The following is a 25,163-nucleotide window of genomic DNA, read 5'->3' as shown; positions in this document are numbered from 1 at the left end:
GCCGCGCGCGGCGCAAGTCGCTGGCATTTACGCGCCTAGTTTCCTATGCTGCCTGGCGAGCGCGCTGCTGCTGCGCATGCGCCGCGAGCCGCACCGCCGCGTTCGCCGCGCCGTAGCCGTCGTAGCCGCCGCGCCGCTCGATCACTTCGAGAAAGAAGCGCTGATCGAGCTGCTCCGTGTAGGCGTGGAAGAACTCGCCGCCGCGCTCGTCCCGGTCGTACAGGATGTTGTGCTCGCGCATCGCGTCGACCTGCTCGTCGGGCAGGCCGTAGCGCGCCACGAGGTCGTCGTAGTAGTTGCGCGGAATGCGCAGGAACTGCACGCCGTCCGCTTCCAGACGCGGAATCGCGTCGAAGATGTCGGGCGTGCTGAACGCGACGTGATTCAAGCCCGAGCCGCGATACGTCGAGAGCGACTCGGACACCGCCGTGAAGCGGTCCATCGACGCGTTGAGCGCGATGCGCACCGAGCCGTCGCGGCTTCGCACGGCGCGGCTGCGCACGAGCCCGTACGGATCGGGCACGAGCACGCTCGCCTCCGTCTCGAAGCCGAACGCGCTGCGGAAAAAGAGCACCCACGTATCGAGCGCCTCGGCCGGCAGCGAAAGGCACACGTGATCGATGCGCGAAAGCGGCCCGACTTCGTAAGGGCCGTCGATATCGGTCAGGACGAAGTCCGATTCCCAGAGCGTCGGCGCGCCGGGCGCTTCATCGACGAAATAGTCGAGGCTGCCGTCCGGCGACTGCACGCCCGGCACCACGCGCTCGTTGGGTCCCACGCGGCCCGAGAACGGCTTGGAGCCGTAAGCGGCGGCGCGCTCGAACGCGCATCTGGCGTCATCGACATGAAACGCCGACGCGCACAGCGACAAGCCATGCTGCTGGAAGAACGCGCTCGCGAACGAATCGGCTTCCGCGTTCAGCACGATCGATCCCGCGCCGTGCCGATACAGCGTCACGTCCTTCGACCGATGCGTGCCCGCGAGCCGGAAGCCGAGCTTGCGCAGCCAGTCGGCGACGTGCTCGCGCGTCGTGTCGTCCACGGCGAATTCGAGGAACTGGAAGCCGATGTGCGCAGGCGGCGCGGGCGGATCGAAGAGTGCCGCGGGCGCGCGCTCGCCCATGAGCGCGCGCGTCTGCTCTTCGAGAAAGCGCAGCGAGCGATGCCCGTCCGCCGCGGTGATGGCGGTCGGCGCGGCGCGAAAGCCGTCGTTGAAGATTTCGAGCGAGAGCGGCCCCGTGTAGCCCGCCTCGAGCACGCGCGCCGTGAAGCCGGCGACATTGAATGCGCCCTGCCCCGGAAAACAGCGATAGTGACGGCTCCATTCGAGCACGTCCATCGAGAGCACGGGCGCATCGGCGATCTGCACGAAGGCGATGCGATCGCCGGGAATGGCCGCGATCTCATCGACGGAATCGCCAATGGACAGCGTATGGAAGCTGTCGAGCACGAGACCGAGGCTCGGATGATTGACGGCATCCACCAGACGCCACGCGTGCTTGTACGAGTTGACGTGCCGGCCCCACGCGAGCGCCTCGTAGCCGACGATCACGCCCGCTTCCTCGGCGAGGCGCGCGAGCACGCCGAGCTGATCGACGATGAGCGCGTCGTTGGCGACGGTGTCCGGCGACACGTTGCTGCACGCGAGCATACGATCCGCGCCCAGTTCGTGCATCAGGTCGAACTTGCGTTTCGCGCGCTCGACGTTTTTCGCGAGCCGCTCACCGCTCACGCCCTCGAAGTCCCGAAACGGCTGGAACAGATAGATGGCGAGGCCCAGGTCGTCGCAGAGACGCCGGACGTCGGCGGGCGTGCCGTCGAAGTAGAGCAGATCGTTTTCGAAGATCTCGACGCCGTCGAAGCCCGCCGCGCGAATGGCCTTCAGCTTTTCGACGAGCGTCCCGCTGATGGATACCGTCGCGATGGATGTCGGGATGGAACGCGGCATCGCTGCCTCCTCTGCATTTCGTTGCGGGGTGAACCGTTAGAGTGTAGGCGCTCTGCGCGCAGTTCACGTCATTGTGTGCGAGCATAACAAACTAACTAGATGGTACAAAATACGTGAAAATACCGAAGGACAGGATGCGCGCGCACGCGCACACTGAGCTTGCAATCGCCGCACTGCACCATCGCGCCCTCTTTCACTGCTGTACGCTACGTGCGAGCGTCTAGCCTTAAGCCTCTTCTCGCGGGAGCACTCGCATGACCAGCAAAACTTCGTATCTGATCGGACTGATCGGCTCGGGCATCGCCGGATCGCTGACGCCCGCCATGCACGAGCAGGAAGGCCGCGTGCTCGGGCTGAACTACGTGTATCGGCGCATCGACCTGCAGGCGCTGAAGCTCGAGCCGTCCGCGCTTCCCGACTTGTTGATCGCCGCCGAGCGCATGGGCTACGACGGCCTCAACATCACGTATCCGTGCAAGCAAAGCGTGATCCCATTGCTCGACGAGCTGGACCCCGACGCCCGCGCGCTCGGCGCGGTGAATACCGTCGTGCTGAAGGACGGCAAGCGCATCGGCTACAACACGGACTGGTCGGGCTTCGCGCGCGCGTTCCAGCGCGGCCTGCCGGATGCGCCGCTCGGCCGCGTCGTGCAACTGGGCGCGGGCGGCGCGGGCGCGGCGGTCGCGCATGCGGCGCTGGTCATGGGCGCGAACGCGCTCACGCTGTTCGATTCGGACGAGGCGCGCGCATCGTCGCTCGCGGCGGAACTGGCGGCGCGCTTTCCGGATCGCGAAGTGACGAGCGGCGGCGACCTGCGCGAGACCTTGCGCCCGGCCAACGGCCTGATTCACGCGACGCCGACCGGCATGGCGAAGCTGCCCGGCATGCCGCTGCCGGCGGAGTATTTGCACAAGGACTTGTGGGTGGCGGAGATCGTCTACTTTCCGCTCGAAACCGAGCTGCTCAAGACGGCGAAGGCGCTCGGCTGCCGCACGGTGAGCGGCGGCGGCATGGCGGTGTGTCAGGCGGTGGATGCGCTGCGCATCTTCACGGGACGCGAGCCGGACGCCGAGCGCATGTTCGCCCATTTCCAGACCTTGCTGCCCGCTGACGCGAAGTAAGCGCGGCATCGAAAACAAAACGGCGGCCTCGCAGGAGAGCCGCCGTTTGTCTTTAGCCTTCGCGCCGCATGTAGCACAGCACCGCTTCGATAATCATCTCGCGATGCCTAGCCCGCGAGCGCGGCCCGGACGGATCGCGCCCGAACGCGGCGCTCCACGTATGGCGGTTCGCCACGCGATGAAAGCAGAACGAGCTGATCATCAGATGCAGGTCGAGCGGCTCGACATCGTCGCGAAAACGCCCTGCCGCGACGCCTCGCGCGATGAGGTCTTCGAGTGTTTTGACGACCGTGGCGTTGCGCCATTTGAAGGTCTTCGACTGCTCGACGTACTTCGCACCGTGCACGTTCTCGATCGTCACGAGACGCACGAAATCGCGATGTTTGTCGTGGTAGTCGAACGTGAAACCGATAAGCTCGCGCAGCGCCTCTTCGGGGTCCATCTCCGCGAGTTCCAGTTCCTGTTCCAGCGCGCGGATATCGCCGTAGACCTGTTCCAGCACCGCCTCGTACAGCCCTTCCTTGCTGCCGAAGTAGTAGTACAGCATGCGCTTGGTGGTGTTGGTGCGCTCGGCGATGGCATCGACGCGCGCGCCCGTGAGGCCCATCGCCGAGAATTCCTGCGTGGCGATGTCGAGAATATTGCGCTTGGTCTCCTCTGGATCGTACTTGCGCCGCCCCTCCGATCCGGCCGGCGCGGACGCAGCACTGGCGGCCTTGCTCACCTCGGTGGCGGCCTTGCTTGCTTTTTTCATGTTTGCGTCTGAGAACGGCATTGGGAAACGATTCTAGCATGGGGGTCATAGCGTTCTTCGCCAAGGAAAGCGCTTCTTTCCAGGGCTTCATCTATACTTTTCCGATGCCCGATTCCCTCATTCGATTTCACTCATTCCGCATGCCGCGCCCCGCAGTTTTCGCCGCATGCTTCGCCCTCTTTTGCACGCTCTGCGCGAACGCGTCGGCGCAAACGCAGCTTCCGCCAAGCCATCCATCGAGGCCGCAACTGCTCGCGGCCGAAGGCGTGATGACAAGCGCGAACATCGCGCGCGGCGCGGCCGATATCTGCCACATCGATGCCGCCAAGGTCGCGCGCTTCAAGGACGCTGCGCGCGCCAACTTCGTGGACGCGCCCGACTTCGAGGCCGAATGGACGCTCGGTTATCGGCAGGCGCAAGCGACGGTAGACCGCTTCGACAAGCTGAAGACGAGCAATCCCGCCGAGTACAAGAAGGAAATCGACGAGGCATGTCCCGCGCTCAACCGCGGTATCGACGAAGTCACGCAGCCGCAATAGCGGCAAGCGAACGCGTGCGCTTTGAACTTCGGGTCATCGACGGCCATCGCCCTTCTGATCCGCGCATCGACCACGGGCCCGCCGCGGAAATTCGGGGGCGGATGCTAAACTCGACGCGCTCCCCCGGCGCTCGCTCCATTGCGGGCACATTCGCTGCGGCGCTTGGCGCATCCGAAGGAGCGCCACGCGCTGCGGGGCACGCTTCTATCGCTTATCAGGAGGCACGACTCACATGGCTGATTTCCGCATCTGGTCCGACGAATTTCCACCGAACGGTTTCATGACCCGCGCGCAGGAACTCGACATGCAGGCGTTCGGCACGTCGGGCGAGAACATCTCTCCCGCGCTCCAGTGGGAAGACCCGCCCGCCGACACCAAAAGTTTCGCGCTCACCGTCTACGACCCGGACGCGCCCACGGGCAGCGGCTTCTGGCACTGGGTCGTGGTCAATATTCCGGCCGATGCGCGCTCGCTGCCGCGCAATGCCGGCAAGGCGGACGGCAGTCTGCTTCCGGCGGGCGCGCTGCAACTGCGCAACGACTACGGCACGGTCGGCTTCGGCGGGGCCGCGCCGCCGCGCAGTGACAAGCCGCATCGCTACATCTTCCGCATTCACGCGCTGCAGGCGGAAAAGCTGCCGCTCGACCTCAACGCGACCAACGCCGTCGCGCGCTTCATGACGCACCTGAACGAAATCGATTCGGCGACCTACACGGGTCTCTACGAACTCAAGTAACGCGTGAACCACGCAGGCCGGGCCGCATGAGCGATCACGCGGCCCGACGCCACAAGCGATTTGAAAACGGCGCGTCGTACAATGCGCCGCCTTGCCACTCAAGATCCGTCGATGGATTCCGATCAAGGCCTGCCCCTTCCCCAACGCTATTGGGCGATTGTCGTCGTCGCGCTCGGCATCACGCTCGCGGTGCTCGACGGCGCCATCGCCAACGTCGCGCTGCCGACCATCGCGCGCAATCTGTCGGCGACGCCCGCCTCGTCCATCTGGGTCGTCAACGCGTATCAGCTCGCGGTCACCATCTCGCTCTTGCCGCTCGCCTCGCTCGGCGACCGGATCGGCTATCGGCGCGTGTATCTCGGCGGCCTCGCGCTCTTCACGCTCTCGTCGCTCGGCTGCGCGCTTTCCGGATCGCTCGTCGCGCTCACCCTCACGCGCGTCGTTCAGGGCTTCGGCGCGGCCGGGATCATGAGCGTGAACACGGCCATCGTGCGCATCATCTATCCGCAGAAACAACTGGGGCGCGGCGTCAGCATCAACGCCACGGTGGTCGCGATCTCGTCGGTGATCGGTCCGACCGTCGCATCGGGCGTGCTGTCGGTGGCGTCGTGGCCGTGGCTCTTCGCGATCAACGTGCCGATCGGGCTCGCGGCGCTCGCCATCGGCATGAAGGCGCTGCCGCGCACGCCGGGCCACCGGCAGCCGTACGATTACGTGAGCGCCGTGCTCAACGCGCTGTTCTTCGGCATTGCGATCGTCGCGGTCGATGGACTCGGGCACGGCGAGCATCGCCCGTACGTGATCGCAGAATTCATCGCGACCGGCGTGATCGGCACGATCTTCGTGCGGCGGCAACTGAACCAGAGCGCCCCGCTTCTCCCGGTCGATCTGCTGCGCATTCCGGTGTTCGCGTTGTCGATCGGCACGTCGGTCTGTTCGTTCTGCGCGCAGATGCTCGCGTTCGTCTCGCTGCCGTTTCTGCTGCAGGACAGCTTCGGCATGAGTCAGGTCCAGACCGGCTTTCTGATGACGCCGTGGCCGTTGGTGATCGTGTTCGTCGCGCCGCTCGCGGGCGTGCTCTCGGACCGCTATCCCGCCGGATTGCTCGGCGGCATCGGGCTGGCGGTGCTGACCGTGGGACTCGTTCTGCTCGCGACCGTCGGCGGGCATCCAAGCGCGTTCGACATCAGCTGGCGCATGGCGATCTGCGGGCTCGGCTTCGGCCTCTTTCAGTCGCCGAACAATCGCCAGATGCTGTCGTCGGCGCCGCGTCATCGCAGCGGCGGCGCGAGCGGCATGCTCGGCACCGCGCGCTTGACCGGGCAGACGCTCGGAGCCGCGCTCGTCGCGCTGATTTTTGGTCTGGAGCCGCATCGCGGGCCGTTGATCGCGCTCGGGGTCGCGGCGGTGTTTTCGGCGGCGGCGGCTGTCGTCAGCATGCTGCGGCTTGCCGGGAAGCGCGGCGTCGAAGCGGCGTGAAGCGCGCCGCGCTGATATGCGACTGAAGCGCCATCGCGAGTGATTGATCGCTCGCCGTGGCAGAGGCATTTGCGGCGGCGGCTGTCGTCTGCATGCTGCGGCTTGTCAGCAAGCACAGCGTTTAAGCGGCGTGACGCGCCGCGCTCGTCTTTGACTAAGACCGCATCGTAGCCCGTTGATCGCGCTCGGCGTCGCGGCGGCGTTTTCGGCGGCGGCGGCCGTCGTCAGTGTGCTGGTGCTTGCCAGCAAGCACAGCATCGAAGCGCGGTGACGCGCGCCGCGCATGTCTCTGACCGAAGCCGCATCGCGGGCCGTTGATCGCGCTCGGGGTCGCGGCGGTGTTCTCGGCGGCGGCGGCTGTTGTCAGCATGCTGCGGCTTGCCGGCAAACACGGCGTCGACGCGGCGTTAAGGGCACCGCGTTTGTCTTTAACTGAAGCGCTTCGCGGGTCGCTAATCGCTCGGCGTAGCGGCGGCATTCGCGGCGGCGGCGGCTGTCGTCAGCGTGCTGAGTCTTGCCAGCAAGCAAAGCATCGAAGCGTGGTGACGCGCGCCGCGCATGTCTCTGACTGAAGCCGCATCGTGGGCAGCTGTTCGCGCTCGGCGTGGCGGCGATGTTTTCGGCGGCGGCCGTTGTTAGCATGTCGCGTCTTGCCAGCAAGCATAGCGTCGAAGCGGCGTGAGCCGCGCCGCGCTCGTCCTTGACTGAAGCCCGCATCGCGGGCCGCTGATTGCGCTCGGCGTGGCAGCGGCATTCTCGGCGGCAGCACGGCCGTCGTCACCATCTGCGTCTCTCCAGCCCGTACAGCGTCGAAGCGGCGTAACGCGCATTGCGGCCGCGATTGGCCTGCCGCCTGATCACGCCGGCATCTGCATCCATCCGATGCAATAAGGCGATTAATTGGGCACATCCCTTGCTCCCCTTTCGAGCGCGAATCCGCGCGTGAATCTGCCGCGCGACCATCCGAAACGAGCAATGACAGGAGTGTTCATGGCGATTTCCCTCAACGGCTACAAGGTAGCGATCCTCGCCGTCGACGGCTTCGAGCAGGCCGAACTCGTCGATCCGCAGCGCGCGCTGAAGGAAGCCGGCGCGCAGGTCGACGTCATCTCGCAGAAGCACGGCGAGATCCAGGGTTTCAAGCACGTCGACAAGGGCGACACCGTGAAAGTGGATCGCACGCTCGACGAAGCGACCGCCGCAGACTACAACGCCGTCGTGTTGCCCGGCGGCGTCGTGAATGGCGACGCCATCCGCCTCGACGCGAAAGCGCAAGCCTTCGTCAAGGAAGCCGATCAGGCGAAGAAGCCGATTGCCGTCATCTGCCACGGCGGCTGGCTGCCGATCTCGGCGGGCATCGTCGCGGGCCGCACGATGACGAGCTGGCCGAGCCTTCAGGACGACGTGCGCAACGCAGGCGGCACGTGGGTCGATCAGGAAGTGCAGATCGACGGCAATCTGATCACGAGCCGCAAGCCCGACGACCTGCCTGCCTTCAATCAGGCGCTGATCGAGGCGCTCGGCCAAGCGCGCGCTGCCTGAATGCGCCGGCTCGACCCACGAACCGGAGCCACGCCGATGCCACGCGCCGCCCATCTCACCGCCCGCTTTATCGCCCTTCTGTTCGCGGCCTGCGCGACCATCGCCCAGGCGCAGATCGAAGAGGCCGCGAGCGCCAGCACGCCCGCGAACGCGCCGCCATCGCAGAAGCTCTCGGCGACCGACCAGCAGTTCATCCAGGACGCCGGCACCGCGGGCGCGACCGAGATCGCGGCGAGCAAGCTGGCGCTCACGCGTTCGGGCGACAAGGACGTGAAGGAGTTCGCACAGCGAATGATCGCGGATCACGCCAAGCTCGCGCGCAACCTCGATGTCATCGCGAAGCGCCACGGCATCACGTCGCCGCCGAGCGCGGATTCGTCCGTCACCGGTAGTCTGCAAAATCTCAAGGGGGCCGACTTCGACAAGGCCTATATTGAGAAAGTCGCGCTCGCCGCGCATCAGAAGGCGGTCGAGCTGTTCGCGAAGGAGAGCGAAAAAGGCAACGATGCCGCGTTGAAGGCGGCGGCGGCGAAGGCGCTGCCGATCCTCCGTCATCACTACGCGATGGCCCAGCAATTAGCCAAGGCGAAGGCGTCATGAGCGCCGGGCACCTTCTCGACCGCGCGGACGCTCCATGCGTTCGCGCGTCCGCCGGCCCTCGTCCGGCTTATGAGGACTCGACCATGCACATCACGTTTTCCGACGATCCCCCCGTCTACAACGGCGACGATCTCGCCATCCACTTCACCGCGCTCGTCGATGGCGAAGCGGTCGTCTGCTCGATCAGCGCCGAGGCGCTCGAAGACCATTTCGGCGCGAAGTCGCCGCGCGAGGAAGACCTGCTGCCCGCGTTCGAAAGCGGCGCAGCGCGCATTCGCGCGGTGTGCGCCGAAGCGCTCGACGACAACGGCGGCCAGTCGGTCGTGCTGCGCAGCGGACTCTTTCGCGTGGCCGGCATGGAGCCGGAATGATTCCGCGCGCGTCTCTCTGAACGGCTCCGCCCTGCGCGAGCCGCATTCGACCAACCGATACTAAAAGGAGGAAACATGTCCCTGATCATCGCGGGCCGGTTCCAGACTTTTCCTGCCGCCGAAACGGCTGCCCAGCGGCTCTTCGCAAACGGCTTCGTGGAAGAGGACGTCACGCTGTTCTTCGTGAACCCGAGCGGGCAGCACGCGCGCTTTCCGATCGGCGGCGACGTCCATACCGACAAGGGCGCGGGCGCCGCGCCCAAAGGCGCCGGCAAGGGCGTGACCATCGGCGCGGTGATCGGCGCGGTCATCGGCGCGGCGATCTTCGCAGTGTTCAAGGCGCCGCTGATCGTGTCGGTGGTGGCTGCCGGCGTCGGTGCCTATATCGGCTCGCTCGCGGGCGCGATGTCGCACACGAAGAAGAAGCCGGGCGCGCCCGCGCAGCCCGAGGAAGAACCCACGCGTCACTCCGGCGTGCTGGTGGCCGTGCACGTATCGCCGGAGACGTATGATCGCGCGGCGAACATTCTGCGCGAAGCCGGCGGGCTGGATATCGAACGCGCGTCGGGCCGCTGGAAGCAAGGCCGCTGGAGCGACTTCGATCCGCTCAAGCCGCCGCAACCGGTTTGATCGTTATCGCTCGACGATCGCACGCATAAAAGCCGAAGCGCCCGGTTCTGGCCGGGCGCTTCTTCGTACTATTTGGTTCTACGCAGCAATCAAACCCATAGCCGCTCGGTTGGCGTCGGCTCCACACGCGCGCGCGCCCGGCAATCGGCGGGGCGCGGGTGCGCTCGCGTCGAGCCATGCGGCGAAGGCTCGCATAGCTGCGAATAAGCCGCGCGCATCGCTGCGGCTGCCGCAGAGTCAGCGGACCGGTCAATCGCTTCTGCACGGACGTGCAGCGCAATCGCCGACGCGACGATCGCAACGAATACGAAAAGCTCGCGATTCGCGAGCATGCGGGACCCTTTCATCGTTTCTCCTGTTGCCTTGTCGCTGCGCATCTGCATGGGACGCGTCGTGATATGTGCGGCAGAGGCTGAGCAATGCATGTGCCGCGCTTTCTGGCCGTCCGGGCACGCGACATGCAATAGCTAACCGGCAAGCGCGCGCCTCGGCACCGAGGCTGCGTAGAACGCAACTTCGTCACTAAAAGGAGGTGTATATGAGCACGAACGTCGTATCGGTACTGAATGACCTCATCGAAACGTCGAAGGACGGCGAAAAGGGGTTCCTGAAGGCCGCTGAAGACACGCGTGACCCGAGCCTCAAGCTGTTGTTCCAGAACCGCGCGGAAGCCTGCGCGCAAGGCGCCATCGAACTGCAAGGTCTCGTGCAGCGTCTGGGCGGCAAGCCCGAAACGGGCGGCTCGATCTCCGGCGCGCTGCATCGCGGCTGGGTGGATGTGAAGTCGGCCGTGACGACGCAAAGCGATCACGCCGTTCTCGCCGAATGCGAGCGCGGTGAAGACGCCGCGAAGAAGAACTACCGCCAGGCGCTCGACAAGGACCTGCCGGCCGATATCCGCGCCGTGGTCGAACGGCAGTATCAGGGCGTCGTCGAGAACCACGACCGCATCCGCGATCTGCGCGACCAGTACGCAGCCGCGAAGTCCTAAAGCGCCAACCGCTTTCATGCGGCGATCGGAAAGCAAAACGGCCACTCGCGTGGCCGTTTTGTCGAGCGCGCGCCGCAGGCTTAGTGCGGCTGGCCCTTGTCGTTCGTGCCGAGCGACGAAGCGGCAGCGGCCGCCGACGCGCCCTTCAGCTTGTGGCTCTTGTTCTGCTGATGCAGATACGTGCCCTTCTTCTTCGCATGCGCGCCGGAAGCTGCGTCCGTCGTCGCGGCGCTGTCCGATGCCTGCGCGAACGCCGTCGTCGTGAATGCGAGCGCCAGCGCGCCGATCAATGCCATCTTTTTCGTCTTCATCAAGAGCTCCTTTTGCCGGGGCCTTCCAGCGCCGCAGTACGGCGCTTCTTGCCGCCTCTAGTGACGCCTGAACGGGCCGTCTGTTTTTAGGGTGTCAACGATGCTGCGAGGTGATGCATCTTCTGCTTCGAGCCACGAGCGGTATGACCGCCTGATGCGCGAACCCGCGCCCGGAGCCCGATGTGCAGCCTGCTTCGGCCACATGACGGACCCCTGCGCGGGTTCGTTTGCTCGCGCCCTGACCCGCCGAGGCAGGCCGGGCATACGAACTATGCCATCACTTTCGTGTTAGTCGGCAGCAATTTTAAGATGGTTCTTCACGGATGCAACACCCGAGACTTCCTTGACAACCTGCTCGGCATTCGTCTTGTCTTCTGCCGACGGCACGGTGCCGGTCAGCGAAACGACGCCGCCGCGCGTCTTCACGTGGATGTGCGTGGACTTCACGTTCTTCGCGCTGAGCAGTTCGGCCTTGACCTTGGTCGTGACCGCGCTGTCATCCACCTTTTTGCCGACCTGATCCATTTTCTGGCCGACGGACGATTCCGAGCCCGAGGACGACGACGTCGAGTTGGTCTGGGCGCCTGCGTTGAGCGCGAACACGACGCACGCGATACCGCCGGCTGCTTTGAGGAATTGAGTCGTCTTCATAGTATTACTCCTTGTTTTCAGTTCTGGCCTTGCGCCCCGGTCTTACCCGCTCTGTCGCGGGACATGGATGGAGCGCCCCGTTTGTGCTGCTGGTCTGGTGCGTGTTGCATGCTGCGTCATCTCGGCCGGCGTCGCCGCGCCGACCGCAAAGGTCTGATGCAACTCGCGTGCCGGGTCGTAGCGAAACGGGTCTTCGTTCGGGGGCGCACAAGCCGGGAACGCTGCCGTCTGCGGGCCGGCAACGGTTCAGACGCCCTCGCTCGCCATGCCGCCGACGCCGCGCAAAACCCCGCGCGCCAAGCCTCGACCGGCGCGGTGCTTTTGTCTGAGCCCGTGTAAAAAGTGCGTGAAAGTGGCCTTCCGCACGCATCAATGCGACGCGCGCCGAGAGAAAAAACTCAAGCTGAGCATGGCTTTAGCAATCGATGGCATAGGTGTTGCTCTAGGTGGTCGGCACACACATCGACCCCGTCAAGAACATCGAGGATTAGCAAGCAATGCCGCCTTCACTCGAACTCCGCACCAAGCAAAGCCTTGCGCTCACCCCGCGCCTACAGCAGTCCGTACGCCTGCTGCAGCTTTCGTCGCTCGAATTTCAGCAAGAGCTGCGTAACGCGCTGGATACCAACCCCTTCCTCGAATACGACGAGTCGCAAACCGAGGACAACGCTCTCGGCGCGGACAACGGCAACTCGATGAGCGACACCGCGCTCTCGCCCGCCGCCGACAGCCCCGCCGAGGCGCCGCTCGCCTCGGAAAGCAGCATGGACGGCGATTCGGGCGCGGACAGCGGTTCGCGCGACGACGCCATCAGCGAATTCTCGTCCGACCCGTTCGGACGCAACGGCTCGCGCAACAACGGCGACGGCGAAGGCTCCGATCCGGCCGACTGGGTCCGCATCGAACCGTCGCTGCACGAAACGCTGCACGACGCGCTGCGTCTTTATCAGCTGAACGAACGCGACCGCGCGGTGGCGCAGCTCATCATCGAAGCGCTCGACGACGACGGCTATCTGCGTCAGGAATTGAGCGAACTGGCCGATGTCGTGGACATCGAGCCCGCGATCAACGAGGACGAGCTCAACATCGCGCTCAAGCTCGTGCAGTCGCTCGACAAACCGGGCGTCGGCGCGCGCAACCTGTCCGAATGCCTGACGCTGCAACTCGACGCGATGCCCGAAGACACGCCGGGCCGCGACGTGGCGCGCGAAATCGTCGGGCATCATCTGGAGCGGCTCGCGCGCCGCGAGCAGGCCGAGTTGCAGAAGAAGATCGGCTGCAGCGCAGAGGAACTGCGCATCGCGTGCGCGCTCGTGCGGCGTCTCGACCCGAAGCCGGGCGAGAACTACGGCCAGAGCGAAGACAACTACGTGGTGCCGGACGTGATCGTGCGCCAGGTCAAGAAGCAATGGGTCGTCACGATCAACCCGGCGGTGCTGCCGCGCGCGCGCATCCACCGCATGTATGCCGAACTCTTCGCGCAGTCGGCGGGCGCGAGCCGTTCGCCGCTCGCGCAGCAGTTGCAGGAAGCGCGCTGGCTGATCCGCAACGCGCAGCAGCGCTTCACGACGATTCAGCGCGTGGCCGAATGCATCGTCTCGCATCAGAAGGCGTTCTTCGACTACGGCGAGATTGCGCTGAAGCCGCTCGTCCTGCGCGATGTCGCCGATGAGCTCGGCCTGCACGAATCGACCATCTCGCGTGCGACGGGCAACAAGTACATGTCGACGCCGCGCGGCATCTTCGAGTTCAAGCACTTCTTCCCGCGCGAACTCAGCACCGAAAGCGGCGGCACGTGCTCGGCTGCCGCAGTGCGCGCGCTCTTGAAGGAGATGATCGCGAAGGAAAACACGCGCGATCCGCTCTCGGACGTGAGTCTCGCGAAGATGCTCGCCGATCAGGGCGTGATCGTCGCGCGCCGCACGGTAGCGAAGTATCGGCATCTGATGAAGGTGCCGCCTGCGGAACTTCGCAGGCAGGCTTGACGGCAGAACGCCGCAAGCAGTTTCCGCGCTCCTGCACTCAGCGAAGACCCGGTCAAGCGAATCGCAGAGCAGCACAGCAGGAAGCGCCATGTCGGGCCGCCCACATCGGGCGGCCTTTTTTTCGTCAGCGCCAGCCGGACTCGCGATGCGTGCGCTTGCGCGCCGCCGTCGCGGAAAGCTCGGCGCCCAGCAGGAAGACCGCCGCCGAGTAGTAGAGCCACAAGAGGATGACGGCGAGCGATCCCGCCGCGCCGAACATGTTCGCCGTGCCCGCGTGTTGCACGTAGAGCGCGAAGAGCCGCTTGCCGCCTTCGAACAGCAGCGCGGCGGCGGCCGCGCCGAGGGCGGCGTCGCGCCAGCGCATGCGCGTCGTCGGCAGAAACTTGAGCAGAACGGAGAACGCGAGCATCAGCATCGCCAGCGAAATGGCGTGGCGCGTGAGGCTGGATAGCACGACGAACGGATTGCCGTCGCCGAGCGCCCAATGCCCGAGCACTTCGACGGCCGCATCGAGCAGCAGCAGCGCGACGACGAGCAGCCCCGCGCCGACCACGAGCGCGAACGACATCACCCGCACGCGCAACAGGCCGACGATGCTCTCGCGCGTGCTGACGAGAGGCGTCGGCCAGATCACGTTCAGCGCGCTGTGCAGCGACGAGAACGTGGCCGACGCGCCGATCAGCACGCCCGCAACGGACAGCACGGCCGTGCTGCGCGCCATGTCCGCGTGCCACGCATTGGCGACGATGGCCTCCAGCGTATGCGCGGCGTCCGCGCCGACGATGCCGCTGATCTCATCGAACAGACGCCCCTGCACGGCGTCCGCGCCGAAGAAGATGCTCGCCACCGCGATCACGATGACGAGCGTCGGCGCGAGCGAGAACGCGGCGAAGAACGAGATGGCCGCCGAGAACATCAGGCAGTGGTCATGTATCCACTGCGTGACGGGATCGGCGACCCACGAAAGCCAGCCGAAGCGCGTCGTGCGGCCTTCGGCGAGCGGAGTCATCGGCTTGGAAACGTCGCGGTTCATCGGCAAGGGCGGCGCGGGCGTGCGCGTTCGTGGTTCGACCGCCGATGTTAGCGTTCCCGGGCGATGCACGTAAAAAGGCGCGCACGGAATGATCCGCGCGCGCCTCTTTTTACGGCTGGCCGGCCCGAACCGTCAGACGTCTTCCTCGTCCGCGTCCGGATCGACGGCTTCGTCGTCGGCCAGATCGCTGATCTCGGTTTCATCCTCGACGCCGTCGGGCAGGATGTCCGCGTTCGCGAAGAGGTTGTTGTCGCCGTCGGCGGATGCGTCTTCGCCGGTGCCGGCGCGGTCGCTGTCGCTGTCGAGCTGCGCATCCGACAGGCCGAGCGCATGGGCGTCGAGTTCGTCTTCGATGTCGCCCGGACGACGCATTTCGCCCTGTACGTCAGAGCCGGAGTCCGAAGAATCGCTCGGGCCGAGCGCGCCGGTGCCGTGCCCTTTGCCCCATTCCGTGCCGCCTTCTTCCGGCGGATTCAGTGTGCTTCCAGTCATCATCGATCTCCTTCAAGTGTGTCGCAGAGGAGATCGCAAGGAGCGTTCCGCGGTTGGCATCGCTCAAGTGAAAAGCCCCGCGCTTGTCTTGATGTGCGGGGCCGAATGGCATCCAATGCAGAGTCTTACGCGCGCGCGGCCCGCTTCGCCTCGGATGCGCCCTGCTTCACCGTCTTGACCGTCTTCGCCGTGACGGACGTCGCAGTGGCAACGCTGCGCAGATCCGACAGGAAGGAATCGCGCCAGACGGAAAGGTTGTTCTTGCGCAAAGGCGCCATCATGTCGGCGTGGCGCGCCTGGCGTTCGGCGAGCGGCATCGAAAGCGCGCGCTCCAGCGCCTCGGACATCTGCGAGAGATCGAACGGATTGACGACGAGCGCGCCCGGCAGTTGATCCGCCGCGCCCGCGAACTGCGATAGCACCAGCGCGCCCGGATCTTCCGGGTCCTGCGATGCCACGTACTCCTTCGCGACCAGATTCATGCCGTCGCGCAACGGCGTCACATAGCCGACCTGAGACAGCCGGAACAGCGCCATCAGCAGATTGCGTTCGTACTTGCGATTGAGGTACTGAATCGGCGTCCAGTCTAGCTGCGCGAAGCGCCCGTTGATGCGCCCCGCCTCGCCTTCCAGGTTCTGGCGGATGCGTTGATACGTTTGCACGTCGGCGCGCGTCGGCGGCGCGATCTGCACGAGCGACACGCGGCCGTGCCAGCCGGGCGCGTTCAGGAGGAGCCGCTCGAATGCCTGAAAGCGCTCGACGAGACCCTTCGAATAATCCAGCCGGTCGACGCTCATGATGAGCTTGCGGCCGCGCATGGAGTCGCGCAGGCTCTTGACCTGCTTGCGCGTGGAGTACTGCTCCGCGGCTTTCGCGATCGCGTCCGGATAGATGCCGATCGGATACGCGCCCACCTTCAGCATGCGGCCGAACGCCTGCAACATGCCGTCGTCGCTAAAGTGGCCGCGGCCGCTGCGCTCGATGTAATCGATGAACGACTGTTTGTCGCTCTCGGTCTGGAAGCCGACGACATCGAACTGGCACAGCGCCGTCATCAGTTCTTCGTGCGGCGGGACCGTGCGCATGACTTCGGGCACCGGAAACGGAATGTGCAGGAAGAAACCGACCGGATTGGTCACGCCGATCTTGCGCAACTCCTGCGCGAACGGCAGCAGATGGTAGTCGTGGACCCAGATGATGTCGTCCGGCTGCAGCAGCGTCTTCAGCTTCGCGGCGAGCGTCGCGTTCACGCGCATGTAGCCCGCGTATTCTTCGCGATCGAAGCGCGAGAGATCGTTGCGATAGTGGAAGGTCGGCCAGAGCGTCGCATTGGAGAAGCCGCGGTAGTACTGGTCGTAGTCGCGCCGCGTGAGCCCGACGGTGGCATAGGTCACGTTGCCGTTCTTCTCGACAACGGGCGCAGCCGCTTCGCCGACGATCTCGCCGCTCCAGCCGAACCACACGCCGCCCGTCTCCTTGAGCGCGTCCAGCACGCCGATCGCGAGCCCGCCCGCGCTGGGCTTGCCTTCCTGGACCGGCGCGACGCGATTCGATACCACGATCAATCTGCTCATTACGGCGTCACTCCATCAGTTATCGTTGCTGCTCGATTGGCGACGGGAAACATGCAAGTCTTATGCCTTTTTGCTCCGCTATCGAGTGGGAAATTCGTATCCAGATGTTACTGGCGAACGAAAACACGCGGCGAAAGGCTGCCGCGTAGAACTTTATGCTTGTGATGGTTGGCCCGAGCGGAGGACGCTCACGCGTCCTGCTCGGAGCCGAGGTCGCGCTGATAGTCGATGCCTTCGGAACGCACGCCGCCCTGGTTGTGTTCGCCATCCGGCGGAACGCCAGGCGCAGGGCGGTTCTGGCCCGCCGGGTCGTGGTGCGCGGGCGGCGTGACCGACGCGGGCGCGGCGCCGTTTTTCGCGGCTTCGGCGCGCGCTTCGCGTTTGGACGAATGACGCGCGGAGCGTCGCAGTGCGGGATGCCTCATTGATGCCTCCAGAAAGAAGGCCGTCGCGAATGGACCTCGGCGGCGTCGGACCGATGCGCTGCCGGGCTTGCCGGCGGCGCGGTTTGAGAAAGAACGACCGACGATCTTAGATGCCGCCGGTCATTCGTACTTCGTCTGTTGTAATCCCTACGTTCGGGATGGAAGATTGTTCAAGGCTTGCACGACTTCGGTGAACCGGCCGAATCGAGCTTCAGCCGACATGCGGCGTTTCGTTCGGCCCGGGCGGCGGATCGCCGATCGGCTGCGTCGGCGGCTCAGGCGGGTCGCGCGTCGGGTCCGGATTGGTATCGGGCGGAATCGGCGTCGGCGGCGGCTGATCGGGCGGCGTCACCGGCGGGTCCGGCGGCTGCGGCGTCTGCGCGCTGATCGGCGCGCGGTCGGAGGCGAAATCGGACATTGCGGGCTCCTTGCGGTCTTGTGATCGTGGTTGCATCCTCGTCCGGAGGCTAGCTGCGGCCCCGTTGTACGCGGATGTCGCATGGATCGGCAGCAAGGGTTATGCCCCTGATTTCACCTCGGCCGACGCGTCCATTCATGTCATTATCGTTGCTGAAAGCGCGCCTGCCAACAAAAACGCCCGCGCTTTTGCAAGCAGCGGGCGTGGTTTTCGTGTGAAGATAGCCGACGTTCAGCGATTTTCGCTTTCCGATTCGCTCACGTCTCCGCCTTCGCCGACGGCCGCCTTGTTCGCATCTTCACCGTACTCCACCAGCCGGTTGTAGAGCGTTTTCAGGCTGATGCCGAGGATTTCCGCTGCCCGCGTCTTCACGCCGCCGCACTGTTCGAGCGTCGCGAGAATGAGTTGGCGGTCGGCCTGCGCGAGCGACGTCCCGAACGGAATCGTCACCGCCGTGCCCGACGAAGGTCGCGACAGCGAGATTTGCAGCGGGACGGTCGCGGTGCTGTCCGAATCGGAGCCGGACATGATGTACGCGCGCTGCACGTAGTTCTTGAGTTCGCGCACGTTGCCCGGCCAGTTGTACGACGCGAGCATCTCGCGCACCGCCGGCGGGAAGTCCTTCTTCGTGTTGTAGCGGGCGTTCAGCTCGTCGAGGAACGCCTGACCGAGCAGTTCCACGTCCTTGCCGCGTTCGCGCAGCGGCGGCAGGTTGATCGGGAACACGTTGAGCCGGTGATACAGGTCGAGCCGCAGCTTGCCTTCGAGCACGGCCTGCTCCGGATCGCGGTTCGTCGCGGCGATCAGGCGCACGTCGGTCTCGATTTCCTTCGTCGTGCCGACGCGCATGAACATGCCCGTCTCCAGCACGCGAAGCAGCTTCACCTGCAATTCGATCGGCATTTCGGTGATTTCGTCGAGGAACAGCGTGCCGCCGTTCGCGCGTTCGAAATAACCCTTGTGCTGGCGATCCGCGCCCGTGAACGATCCGCGTTCGTGGCCGAACATTTCGGACTCGATCAGGTTCGGCGAGATCGCGCCGCAGTTCACCGCGATGAACGAATGCTTGCGGCGCAGGCTGAGCTCGTGCAGCGTCTGCGCGGCGACTTCCTTGCCCGTGCCCGATTCGCCGATCAGCAGGACGGAGGCCGCGGTCGGCGCGACGCGGCCGATCTGGTCGTAGACCGTCTGCATGGCGGGCGAATTGCCGAGCATGAGCCCGAAACGGCCCATGCGGCGCAACTCGCCGCGCAGCGTGCCGATTTCCGCCTTCAGGTCGCCGGCGCGCGGCAGGCGCGACAGAATCGCCTTCACGCGCTGCATGTTGATGGGCTTGACGAGGTAATCGGCGGCGCCCATTTTGAGCGCGCTCACGGCCGATTCCACCGTCGCATGCCCGGTGATGACGATAAATTCCACGCCGGAGCGCGGATCGAGATCTTCGAACAGGTCGACGCCCGTTCCGTCGGGCAGTTTCAGATCGGTGAAAACGACGTCCGGCGTCTGCCGCACGAGCTGAATGCGCGCTTCGCGCAGATCGCTGGCGGTGGCCGTGGTCAGTCCGTCTTCGCCGATGATCGCGGCTAGCGCCTCGCGGGTACTGGGATCGTCATCGACAATCAATACGTGTGGCATTGCGTCTCGAATTCTTCCAAAGCGTTTCAGGGTCACACGCCGCGCGGCGGCGTGGTCTTCTCCGGGCGACTGTGGCCGTCCGGGCCGGTGCGTCTAGCGGGTCGGGCGCCCGAGGGGCTAAAACCCGACCGCGAAGCGCAGAAAACAGATAAATTTCCGAAAGTTCCGCACGCTTGGGTCTCTGAGCCGTAAGTTTTTCCAATTCGCGACTTATGGCAGAGGTTCAATGATTATAAGGGTTTATCAAGATAAAAACGCACGCCACGAGGGCGTGCGTTTTATTGCGTGAGTATCGCGAAGGGCTCGGCGCATCCAGCCGATGCGCCCGAGCGCGCAGTGTCGACGCGAATTGCGCGATCAGCTTTTCGGGAAATGCCAGGCGTCAGGCGTGCCGCCGACGACGTACTTTCCGCCGCGCGAGCGTCCTCCTTGCCAGCGGTTCTTGCCGCTTACGGCGCGCCGCCCGTTCGCGTCCTGCGACTGCACCCATTTCCAGGCGAGCACGCTGCCGACCGCGAAAAGCGCGCCGAACACTCCAATCGATGACCGTGCCATTGTTGTTCTCTCCCGTGTCGTGAATTCGATGCCGCGCCGTTAGCGCGAAATGATTGCGGCCAGCAGGAATCCCGCAGCAGCCGCCATGCCGAGCGATTGCCACGGATTCTCGCGCACGTACCGCTCGGTGCATTCGATGCTCGCGCGGTAACGGCTTTGCGCACTCGCCTGCGCGTCTTCGAGCGCGGCGCGTGCAGTGTCGGCGTGATCGCGCAGACGCGAGCGCAGCGCCTCGACGCCCTCGCCCGGCAGCGCCGACGACAGCCGCAACAACTCTTCCGAGTCGTTCAACAGCACCTTGATGTCTTCGATGATCTTCTGCTTGCCCAACGCAAGCTGGACAGTCGTGTGACTCATGAATCAGTCCTCGCCAAGTGGGTCTTCCGCACGATTGCGGGCCTCAATAAAGCTACAGCGGCCAGGCGACTACTGCGCCTTCGGCACCGTGACGGCCAGCGGCCGATGTGCGCCGCTCGTCGCCATGCGTGCGCGCAGCCGCCGGATGACGCCGCTCGCCGTCAGCGCGCCGCCTGCCACCCCGAACACGAGGCTCGTCACGTTGGCGGCGCGAGCCAGCGCGGGCGTGCCGGCGGCGTAGCCGAGCACCGCGCACATGAGCGCCGTGACCAGCGCGACGGCCGCCCAGTGATAGATGTCGATCGGTTCACCGGCCGCGAGTTCCTGCCGCTCGCCCGATGCCCGCGCACCCCCGCCGCGAGCCGGCCGCGCACCCGCCGCCTGATCGCGACGCTCGTCGGCGGCAACATCGAAATCGAAAATGTCTTCCATGATGTGCTCGACCTCTCCCGTTGCCCGTTTCTTCAGCTTCCCGTCGCGGGCATTCGAATAAGGATGATCACGACGAAGCAGCTTCCGTGCCATTCACGCGGAGGGCGGCGCGCGCGTGGGCGTCTGCGCAAAAGTCGAAATAGACGCGCGTCTGTCGGGTAACTCTTACGCCGTGGACTTGTAAATTCGCGGCGCGCACGGAGAACCTTTCCGGATCACTCGCGCTTCGCAAAACGCATTCAGACAAATTGCCATCCGACTGACGGCACGCATTGCCGCAATATCGTCGCGAATGGTTAAATAGCGTTTATGAGATAGAGTCGCAGCGGCGAATCATTGGGTTGCGCCGCGACTCCGGACTGACGCTTTCGAGGGAAACCGGCTCATCGCCATCGAGCGCACGACAGCGCAGCGCGTCAGCACCGCCGCGCCGCTACCGACGCTCGACGCCACGGACCCGCCCGGCCGCGCCGGACATTCAGCCGAATCGAGCGACCGCGCGTGCCCACCGGGCGGCGCGTCAGCCGTCGGCGCCGCGCGCCGCCCGCCCATCACATTCGCAGAACTCAGGAACTATCAGGACCTATGGCGTCAACCGATCTTGACCCGCCGCTTGTCGCAGGCGAAACACCGGCGCAGAAAAAGCGCTCTGCGGGGGACGTGCCGGGTTTGAAGTCTTACGGACTACTGTACGGCTCGTCGCCCGTCATGCTGGAGTTGTATGCGCAGATCGAGCGCGTCGCCGCCACCGACGCGACCGCGCTCATCATCGGCGAGTCGGGCACCGGCAAGGAGCTCGTCGCGCGGACGATTCACGACCACAGCGCGCGCAAGGACGCGCCGTTCATCGCCGTCAACTGCGGCGCGATTCCGGACAACCTGATCGAAGCCGAACTCTTCGGCCACGAGAAAGGCAGTTTCACGGGCGCGGTGCAGGGCCGCATCGGCTATTTCGAGCATGCGAACGGCGGCACGCTGTTCCTCGACGAAGTGACGGAAATGTCCCCGGTGCGCCAGGTGAAGCTGCTGCGCGCGCTGGAAACCGGCACGTTCTTTCGCGTCGGCGGCAATGATCTGATCAGTTCGGACGTGCGCGTGATCGCCGCGACGAACCGCGATCCGGTCGCCGCGGTCAAGGAAAACGGGCTGCGCGAAGACCTGATGTACCGTCTCGCCGTGTTCCCGCTGCGCGCGCCGCCCTTGCGCGAGCGCGACGCCGACCGCGAACTGCTCGCGCAGCATTTCCTCTCCGAAATGAACGCGCAGGAAGGCACGAACAAGGTTTTCAGCAAGCGCGCGCTCGACGTGCTGCGCACCTATTCGTGGCCCGGCAACGTGCGCGAGTTGAAGAACACGGTCTATCGCGCGTTCATCCTCGCGGAGAAGACGGTCGAAATCGCGCATCCGCACCTGGCGTCGCGGGTGAAGAAGCCCGTCACGCAAGGCGATGCAATGAACGTCTGGGTTGGCACGCCGCTCGCCGACGCGCAGAAGCAGATCATCCTCGGCACGCTCAAGCATTGCGGCGGCGACAAGCGGCGCGCGGCCAAGGCGCTCGGCGTCAGTTTGAAGACGCTGTACAACCGCCTCGGCGCCTACGAAAACGAAGACACCGACGCGAGCGACACCCCTTCCACCAGCGAAAGCTGATCCTCGTCTCAACCGCCGCAGGAGGCCGTTGCAGCCTCTTGCGGCGTCCTTCTCGTGCGGCCCGCGTTACGGAATGCGCAACGCGTTCCCGCCGCTTGCAATTTCTTGCAATTTTCCCGAAGCGGTAATTAGAGGCATGCTTCAAAATGCGCGAAGCCCGCGACAGGACTCGCACTGAGTGACTGCTCGAAGGAACGTCGGCTACGGCCTTTCGGAAGGCCGCAGCGAGAAAAAACGGCAGACGAAGGAAAAGCAATATGCAGATTGGTGTCCCCCGGCGCGGCAAGCGCGCCGCCGCGCTCGCCGCGATCACGAGCGGCGTCATTGCGTGCCTGACTCTCAGCGGATGCAATTCCCTTTATAGCGAAGGCGCGACAGCGGGCGCGGGTATCGCGGGCGCGGCTGTGGCGGCCAAGGTGACGGACAACGCCGCCGTGGCGACAGGCATCGGCCTGGGCGCGGTGGCGGCGGCGCGGGCGGGCGTGCAGTACACGCAGCGCATCGTGCATACGGATACGCAGGACAAGATCGCGGCTGTCGCCGGCCCGCTCGCGGTGGGCGCCGTGGCCCCGTGGGTCGTGACGCATTCGATCCCGCTCGAAGACGACGAAAAAGGCCGCGTGACGGTCAGCCGTACGATCAGCAGCGGCGCGCTCGACTGCAAGGAAATCGTGTTTTCCGTCGATCGCGACGCCACCAAGGACCGCCCCGCCGACAGCGCGTTCTACGTCGCCTCCGTCTGCCGTGACGGAGCCAAGTGGAAATGGGCGTCGGCCGAACCCGCCACGCCGCGCTGGGGCTCGCTGCAATGACGGTGCGGCTCGCAGTCCATCCCGCGCTGCGCTTCTCGCTTGCCGTGGCGGTCGCCGCCGCGTGCGTGACGATGAGCGGATGCGCGTCCATCGGCGCGGCCACGGGCGCGGTCGCAGGCATCGCGACTGGCGCCGTGACGACGAATCCGGCGATCGGCTTAGGCGTCGGCATCGCGGTGCAGGCCGCCACCGACGAAGCCGTGAAGCGTGTGTCGAAGTCGCTGCATACGGATCAGCAAGTGGCCATCGCGGCTGCGGCGGGCGTGTCGGCCGTCGGCGAAACGCGACCGTGGAAGGTCAAGCACACGCTGCCGATCGAAAACGGTCACGGCGATGTGCGCGTGCTGCGCGAGTTCGACAACGCGCTCGCAAGCTGCAAGGAGTTCGCCTTCTCCGTCGGGGACGGCGACGATGCGAACGCGCACGCCGAATGGTTCGTCGCGAGCGCGTGCAAGCAGACCGAAGGCTGGAAGTGGGCGTCGGCGGAGCCAGCGGTCGAGCGTTGGGGCAACTTGCAGTAAGCAACACGCGTGGCGTACGAAAAAGCGCGGCTTCTGTTCTCGGCAGCCGCGCTTTTGATTTGGGCGACAGAACCGCGCAATCTGCTTGTGCGTCCACTCGCGTTCTCCGCCGTGGATGACGACGATGCGAACGCGCACGCTAAAAAAAAGCGCGGTTTCCGCTTCCGGGGCCCGCGCTTTTGTTTTGCGCCGAGAAACCGCAATCAGGCTTCGACATCCTCCAGACTCAGCATTTCCGTCTGGTCGTTATACGAAAAGATCTCGCCGTAACGTCCCCAGTCGATGACCGCATCGAGCGTCTCCTGCGCAGCTTTATCGGAGAGGAAGTCTTCGAGTTCCTGCTCGAAGCGCACGCGCGGCGCGCGATGCCCCGGCCGCTCGTTGAGCACCTTCTTGATTCGCGCGGCGAGCGGCACGTGCCGCAGCAAGTGCTCGGCGAACATCATCTTGCGTTCCTGCGTGCCGAATTCCGCGAACACGCGGGCCTGCGGCGTCAGGTAGATGTCGCCTTCGCGCACGTCCGCGAAACCGAGATGTTGCAGCACTTCGGCAATCGGGAAGAGGTCGTCCACTTCCAGATGCAGCGTCCGCGCAATTTCCGGCATGTCCGCGCGGCCGTGGTACGGCTCGGCGGCAAGCGTTTCGATGAGACCGGCCATCAGGTTCGTCGACACGGACGGCAGCCAGCTTCCCAGCTCCAGCCCCTTCTTCTTCGCGTCGTCGAGCTGGCGCGCGGTCATCTTCGCGTAGATGTCGTCCACCAGGCGCCGGAACGCCGGGTCCAGCCGGTTGCGCGGATGCTTGAACGGCACCTTGATCTCGGCCATCACGCGGCCGGGATTCGACGACAGCACGAGAATGCGGTCGCACATGAACACCGCTTCTTCGATGTTGTGCGTCACGATCAGCACGGACTTGATCGGCAGACGCCCCTGCGTCCACAAGTCGAGCAAGTCGGTGCGCAGGTTCTCGGCCGTCAGCACGTCGAGCGCGGAGAACGGCTCGTCCATCAGGAGCAGCGTCGGATCGACGACGAGCGCCCGCGCAAAGCCCACGCGCTGCCGCATGCCGCCCGACAGTTCGCGCGGATAGGCGTTTTCGAAGCCGTCGAGACCGATCAGGTCGATAGCGGCGAGCGCCCGCTCGCGGCGCTCCCGCGCCCCCACGCCCTGCGCTTCGAGACCGGCCTCCACGTTTTGCAGCACGGTCAGCCACGGAAAGAGCGCGAAAGTCTGGAACACCATCGCGACGCCCTTCGCCGGGCCGCGCAACGGCTCGTTCAGATAGGTCACTTGGCCATCGGTCGGCTCGATCAGTCCGGCGATGATGCGCAAAAGCGTCGACTTGCCCGAGCCCGAGCGCCCGAGCAGACCGACGATCTCGCCTTCGCGCAGCGAGAGGTTCGCGTCGTCGAGCACCAGCAGTTCGCCCTGCGTCTTGTTGAAGCCGCGGCTCACGTTCTGCACACGCAGAATCTCCGGGCCGAGACGCGGCGGCTTCTGCGACGCCGCCTGCGCGCCGGCGGGCGTGCCCGGAGTGCGCACCGCCGCCTGCTGGGCGGGCGTCTGAGTATTTTTAAGGTTCTGCATCGGAACTCGTCC

27 protein-coding genes are annotated in these 25,163 nt (G+C 65.3%); 13 read left to right on the top strand and 14 right to left on the bottom strand.

The features are described from left to right. Window positions 1-43: 43 nt before the first annotated feature. A complete protein-coding gene (locus LDZ26_RS03860) occupies window positions 44-1,936 on the bottom strand; it encodes a bifunctional sugar phosphate isomerase/epimerase/4-hydroxyphenylpyruvate dioxygenase family protein (RefSeq protein WP_244848916.1) in 1,893 nt (630 codons plus the stop codon). A gap of 266 nt (window positions 1,937-2,202) precedes the next feature. Here LDZ26_RS03860 and LDZ26_RS03855 point away from each other — a divergent pair, with 266 nt between their 5' ends. Then, entirely contained in the window at window positions 2,203-3,069 is an 867-nt protein-coding gene (locus LDZ26_RS03855; protein WP_244848242.1) for a shikimate dehydrogenase, read from the top strand. Window positions 3,070-3,121: 52 nt separating this feature from the next. Here LDZ26_RS03855 and LDZ26_RS03850 read toward each other — a convergent pair whose 3' ends face one another. Next, window positions 3,122-3,823, bottom strand: a complete 702-nt coding sequence (locus LDZ26_RS03850) for a TetR family transcriptional regulator (protein WP_244848241.1) — start codon at window positions 3,821-3,823, stop codon at window positions 3,122-3,124. Between the two features lie 269 nt (window positions 3,824-4,092). Between LDZ26_RS03850 and LDZ26_RS03845 the strand changes: the two genes are divergently transcribed. The 8 genes from LDZ26_RS03845 to LDZ26_RS03810 all read left to right on the top strand — a co-directional run bounded on the left by LDZ26_RS03845 (window position 4,093) and on the right by LDZ26_RS03810 (window position 10,711). After that, window positions 4,093-4,362: a hypothetical protein gene (locus tag LDZ26_RS03845; protein WP_244848240.1), complete on the top strand. Its 270-nt coding sequence runs from the start codon at window positions 4,093-4,095 to the stop codon at window positions 4,360-4,362. 232 nt (window positions 4,363-4,594) lie between these two features. Continuing rightward, entirely contained in the window at window positions 4,595-5,098 is a 504-nt protein-coding gene (locus LDZ26_RS03840) for a YbhB/YbcL family Raf kinase inhibitor-like protein (protein ID WP_244848239.1), read from the top strand. Between the two features lie 111 nt (window positions 5,099-5,209). Further along, window positions 5,210-6,577 carry an MFS transporter gene (locus LDZ26_RS03835; protein WP_370650637.1) on the top strand — a complete coding sequence of 456 codons (1,368 nt, stop codon included), beginning with the start codon at window positions 5,210-5,212 and terminating at the stop codon, window positions 6,575-6,577. Window positions 6,578-7,567: 990 nt separating this feature from the next. Further along, window positions 7,568-8,119 carry a type 1 glutamine amidotransferase domain-containing protein gene (locus LDZ26_RS03830; protein ID WP_244848237.1) on the top strand — a complete coding sequence of 184 codons (552 nt, stop codon included), beginning with the start codon at window positions 7,568-7,570 and terminating at the stop codon, window positions 8,117-8,119. Between the two features lie 36 nt (window positions 8,120-8,155). Further along, on the top strand, window positions 8,156-8,719 hold the full coding sequence (locus LDZ26_RS03825) for a DUF4142 domain-containing protein (RefSeq protein WP_244848236.1): 564 nt from the start codon (window positions 8,156-8,158) through the stop codon (window positions 8,717-8,719). An 83-nt stretch (window positions 8,720-8,802) separates the two neighbouring features. Then, the gene (locus LDZ26_RS03820; RefSeq protein WP_175939838.1) at window positions 8,803-9,090 is read left to right on the top strand and encodes a DUF1488 domain-containing protein; all 288 of its coding nucleotides are present in this window, start codon (window positions 8,803-8,805) and stop codon (window positions 9,088-9,090) included. 75 nt (window positions 9,091-9,165) lie between these two features. After that, window positions 9,166-9,720, top strand: coding sequence for a hypothetical protein (locus LDZ26_RS03815; protein ID WP_244848235.1), 555 nt, complete (start codon window positions 9,166-9,168; stop codon window positions 9,718-9,720). 538 nt (window positions 9,721-10,258) lie between these two features. Continuing rightward, on the top strand, window positions 10,259-10,711 hold the full coding sequence (locus LDZ26_RS03810; protein ID WP_244848234.1) for a PA2169 family four-helix-bundle protein: 453 nt from the start codon (window positions 10,259-10,261) through the stop codon (window positions 10,709-10,711). 80 nt (window positions 10,712-10,791) lie between these two features. Here LDZ26_RS03810 and LDZ26_RS03805 read toward each other — a convergent pair whose 3' ends face one another. After that, on the bottom strand, window positions 10,792-11,022 hold the full coding sequence (locus tag LDZ26_RS03805; protein WP_244848233.1) for a hypothetical protein: 231 nt from the start codon (window positions 11,020-11,022) through the stop codon (window positions 10,792-10,794). A gap of 288 nt (window positions 11,023-11,310) precedes the next feature. Beyond that, window positions 11,311-11,673: a BON domain-containing protein gene (locus LDZ26_RS03800; protein ID WP_244848232.1), complete on the bottom strand. Its 363-nt coding sequence runs from the start codon at window positions 11,671-11,673 to the stop codon at window positions 11,311-11,313. A 497-nt stretch (window positions 11,674-12,170) separates the two neighbouring features. Between LDZ26_RS03800 and LDZ26_RS03795 the strand changes: the two genes are divergently transcribed. Next, window positions 12,171-13,658 carry an RNA polymerase factor sigma-54 gene (locus LDZ26_RS03795; protein ID WP_244848231.1) on the top strand — a complete coding sequence of 496 codons (1,488 nt, stop codon included), beginning with the start codon at window positions 12,171-12,173 and terminating at the stop codon, window positions 13,656-13,658. A 124-nt stretch (window positions 13,659-13,782) separates the two neighbouring features. Here the strand turns inward: LDZ26_RS03795 and LDZ26_RS03790 are convergent, their stop codons facing one another. The 9 genes from LDZ26_RS03790 to LDZ26_RS03750 all read right to left on the bottom strand — a co-directional run bounded on the left by LDZ26_RS03790 (window position 13,783) and on the right by LDZ26_RS03750 (window position 20,579). Then, window positions 13,783-14,691: a YihY/virulence factor BrkB family protein gene (locus LDZ26_RS03790; protein ID WP_244848230.1), complete on the bottom strand. Its 909-nt coding sequence runs from the start codon at window positions 14,689-14,691 to the stop codon at window positions 13,783-13,785. A gap of 132 nt (window positions 14,692-14,823) precedes the next feature. After that, on the bottom strand, window positions 14,824-15,186 hold the full coding sequence (locus LDZ26_RS03785) for a chemotaxis protein (RefSeq protein WP_244848229.1): 363 nt from the start codon (window positions 15,184-15,186) through the stop codon (window positions 14,824-14,826). Between the two features lie 122 nt (window positions 15,187-15,308). Next, a complete protein-coding gene (gene otsA, locus LDZ26_RS03780) occupies window positions 15,309-16,757 on the bottom strand; it encodes an alpha,alpha-trehalose-phosphate synthase (UDP-forming) (RefSeq protein WP_244848228.1) in 1,449 nt (482 codons plus the stop codon). Between the two features lie 188 nt (window positions 16,758-16,945). Then, window positions 16,946-17,182: a hypothetical protein gene (locus LDZ26_RS03775; RefSeq protein ID WP_244848227.1), complete on the bottom strand. Its 237-nt coding sequence runs from the start codon at window positions 17,180-17,182 to the stop codon at window positions 16,946-16,948. A 211-nt stretch (window positions 17,183-17,393) separates the two neighbouring features. Further along, window positions 17,394-17,600: a hypothetical protein gene (locus LDZ26_RS03770; protein ID WP_175939827.1), complete on the bottom strand. Its 207-nt coding sequence runs from the start codon at window positions 17,598-17,600 to the stop codon at window positions 17,394-17,396. A gap of 231 nt (window positions 17,601-17,831) precedes the next feature. Next, window positions 17,832-19,235, bottom strand: coding sequence for a sigma-54 dependent transcriptional regulator (locus LDZ26_RS03765; RefSeq protein ID WP_244848226.1), 1,404 nt, complete (start codon window positions 19,233-19,235; stop codon window positions 17,832-17,834). 357 nt (window positions 19,236-19,592) lie between these two features. Continuing rightward, window positions 19,593-19,790, bottom strand: a complete 198-nt coding sequence (locus tag LDZ26_RS03760; protein ID WP_244848225.1) for a hypothetical protein — start codon at window positions 19,788-19,790, stop codon at window positions 19,593-19,595. 39 nt (window positions 19,791-19,829) lie between these two features. Further along, the gene (locus tag LDZ26_RS03755; RefSeq protein WP_244848224.1) at window positions 19,830-20,147 is read right to left on the bottom strand and encodes a YqjD family protein; all 318 of its coding nucleotides are present in this window, start codon (window positions 20,145-20,147) and stop codon (window positions 19,830-19,832) included. Window positions 20,148-20,216: 69 nt separating this feature from the next. Beyond that, a complete protein-coding gene (locus tag LDZ26_RS03750) occupies window positions 20,217-20,579 on the bottom strand; it encodes a hypothetical protein (RefSeq protein WP_244848223.1) in 363 nt (120 codons plus the stop codon). Window positions 20,580-21,164: 585 nt separating this feature from the next. Here LDZ26_RS03750 and LDZ26_RS03745 point away from each other — a divergent pair. The 3 genes from LDZ26_RS03745 to LDZ26_RS03735 all read left to right on the top strand — a co-directional run bounded on the left by LDZ26_RS03745 (window position 21,165) and on the right by LDZ26_RS03735 (window position 23,562). Continuing rightward, complete coding sequence (locus LDZ26_RS03745; RefSeq protein ID WP_244848222.1) at window positions 21,165-22,229, top strand: sigma-54-dependent Fis family transcriptional regulator; 1,065 nt, start codon at window positions 21,165-21,167, stop codon at window positions 22,227-22,229. 257 nt (window positions 22,230-22,486) lie between these two features. After that, window positions 22,487-23,041 carry a hypothetical protein gene (locus LDZ26_RS03740; protein ID WP_244848221.1) on the top strand — a complete coding sequence of 185 codons (555 nt, stop codon included), beginning with the start codon at window positions 22,487-22,489 and terminating at the stop codon, window positions 23,039-23,041. After that, the gene (locus tag LDZ26_RS03735; protein WP_370650663.1) at window positions 23,038-23,562 is read left to right on the top strand and encodes a hypothetical protein; all 525 of its coding nucleotides are present in this window, start codon (window positions 23,038-23,040) and stop codon (window positions 23,560-23,562) included. Before LDZ26_RS03740 ends, LDZ26_RS03735 begins: the two co-directional genes overlap by 4 nt. Window positions 23,563-23,765: 203 nt before the next feature. Here the strand turns inward: LDZ26_RS03735 and LDZ26_RS03730 are convergent, their stop codons facing one another. After that, window positions 23,766-25,151, bottom strand: a complete 1,386-nt coding sequence (locus LDZ26_RS03730) for an AAA-associated domain-containing protein (protein WP_244848220.1) — start codon at window positions 25,149-25,151, stop codon at window positions 23,766-23,768. Window positions 25,152-25,163: the final 12 nt, after the last annotated feature.

Origin of the sequence: Caballeronia sp. SL2Y3 (assembly GCF_022879575.1) — a bacterium.
Classification (GTDB): Bacteria; Pseudomonadota; Gammaproteobacteria; order Burkholderiales; family Burkholderiaceae; genus Caballeronia.
The sequence above is the reverse complement of the archived record's forward strand: the minus strand, read 5'-3'. Positions and strand labels throughout refer to the sequence as shown.

Excerpts from the sequence above, each read along its gene's own strand:
- LDZ26_RS03855 (WP_244848242.1), top strand. The coding sequence starts at position 2,203 with ATGACCAGCAAAACTTCGTATCTGATCGGACTGATCGGCTCGGGCATC.
- LDZ26_RS03850 (WP_244848241.1), bottom strand. The coding sequence starts at position 3,823 with ATGAAAAAAGCAAGCAAGGCCGCCACCGAGGTGAGCAAGGCCGCCAGT.
- LDZ26_RS03845 (WP_244848240.1), top strand. The coding sequence starts at position 4,093 with ATGACAAGCGCGAACATCGCGCGCGGCGCGGCCGATATCTGCCACATC.
- LDZ26_RS03840 (WP_244848239.1), top strand. The coding sequence starts at position 4,595 with ATGGCTGATTTCCGCATCTGGTCCGACGAATTTCCACCGAACGGTTTC.
- LDZ26_RS03835 (WP_370650637.1), top strand. The coding sequence starts at position 5,210 with ATGGATTCCGATCAAGGCCTGCCCCTTCCCCAACGCTATTGGGCGATT.
- LDZ26_RS03830 (WP_244848237.1), top strand. The coding sequence starts at position 7,568 with ATGGCGATTTCCCTCAACGGCTACAAGGTAGCGATCCTCGCCGTCGAC.
- LDZ26_RS03825 (WP_244848236.1), top strand. The coding sequence starts at position 8,156 with ATGCCACGCGCCGCCCATCTCACCGCCCGCTTTATCGCCCTTCTGTTC.
- LDZ26_RS03820 (WP_175939838.1), top strand. The coding sequence starts at position 8,803 with ATGCACATCACGTTTTCCGACGATCCCCCCGTCTACAACGGCGACGAT.
- LDZ26_RS03815 (WP_244848235.1), top strand. The coding sequence starts at position 9,166 with ATGTCCCTGATCATCGCGGGCCGGTTCCAGACTTTTCCTGCCGCCGAA.
- LDZ26_RS03810 (WP_244848234.1), top strand. The coding sequence starts at position 10,259 with ATGAGCACGAACGTCGTATCGGTACTGAATGACCTCATCGAAACGTCG.
- LDZ26_RS03805 (WP_244848233.1), bottom strand. The coding sequence starts at position 11,022 with ATGAAGACGAAAAAGATGGCATTGATCGGCGCGCTGGCGCTCGCATTC.
- LDZ26_RS03800 (WP_244848232.1), bottom strand. The coding sequence starts at position 11,673 with ATGAAGACGACTCAATTCCTCAAAGCAGCCGGCGGTATCGCGTGCGTC.
- LDZ26_RS03795 (WP_244848231.1), top strand. The coding sequence starts at position 12,171 with ATGCCGCCTTCACTCGAACTCCGCACCAAGCAAAGCCTTGCGCTCACC.
- LDZ26_RS03790 (WP_244848230.1), bottom strand. The coding sequence starts at position 14,691 with ATGAACCGCGACGTTTCCAAGCCGATGACTCCGCTCGCCGAAGGCCGC.
- LDZ26_RS03785 (WP_244848229.1), bottom strand. The coding sequence starts at position 15,186 with ATGATGACTGGAAGCACACTGAATCCGCCGGAAGAAGGCGGCACGGAA.
- otsA (WP_244848228.1), bottom strand. The coding sequence starts at position 16,757 with ATGAGCAGATTGATCGTGGTATCGAATCGCGTCGCGCCGGTCCAGGAA.
- LDZ26_RS03775 (WP_244848227.1), bottom strand. The coding sequence starts at position 17,182 with ATGAGGCATCCCGCACTGCGACGCTCCGCGCGTCATTCGTCCAAACGC.
- LDZ26_RS03770 (WP_175939827.1), bottom strand. The coding sequence starts at position 17,600 with ATGTCCGATTTCGCCTCCGACCGCGCGCCGATCAGCGCGCAGACGCCG.
- LDZ26_RS03765 (WP_244848226.1), bottom strand. The coding sequence starts at position 19,235 with ATGCCACACGTATTGATTGTCGATGACGATCCCAGTACCCGCGAGGCG.
- LDZ26_RS03760 (WP_244848225.1), bottom strand. The coding sequence starts at position 19,790 with ATGGCACGGTCATCGATTGGAGTGTTCGGCGCGCTTTTCGCGGTCGGC.
- LDZ26_RS03755 (WP_244848224.1), bottom strand. The coding sequence starts at position 20,147 with ATGAGTCACACGACTGTCCAGCTTGCGTTGGGCAAGCAGAAGATCATC.
- LDZ26_RS03750 (WP_244848223.1), bottom strand. The coding sequence starts at position 20,579 with ATGGAAGACATTTTCGATTTCGATGTTGCCGCCGACGAGCGTCGCGAT.
- LDZ26_RS03745 (WP_244848222.1), top strand. The coding sequence starts at position 21,165 with ATGGCGTCAACCGATCTTGACCCGCCGCTTGTCGCAGGCGAAACACCG.
- LDZ26_RS03740 (WP_244848221.1), top strand. The coding sequence starts at position 22,487 with ATGCAGATTGGTGTCCCCCGGCGCGGCAAGCGCGCCGCCGCGCTCGCC.
- LDZ26_RS03735 (WP_370650663.1), top strand. The coding sequence starts at position 23,038 with ATGACGGTGCGGCTCGCAGTCCATCCCGCGCTGCGCTTCTCGCTTGCC.
- LDZ26_RS03730 (WP_244848220.1), bottom strand. The coding sequence starts at position 25,151 with ATGCAGAACCTTAAAAATACTCAGACGCCCGCCCAGCAGGCGGCGGTG.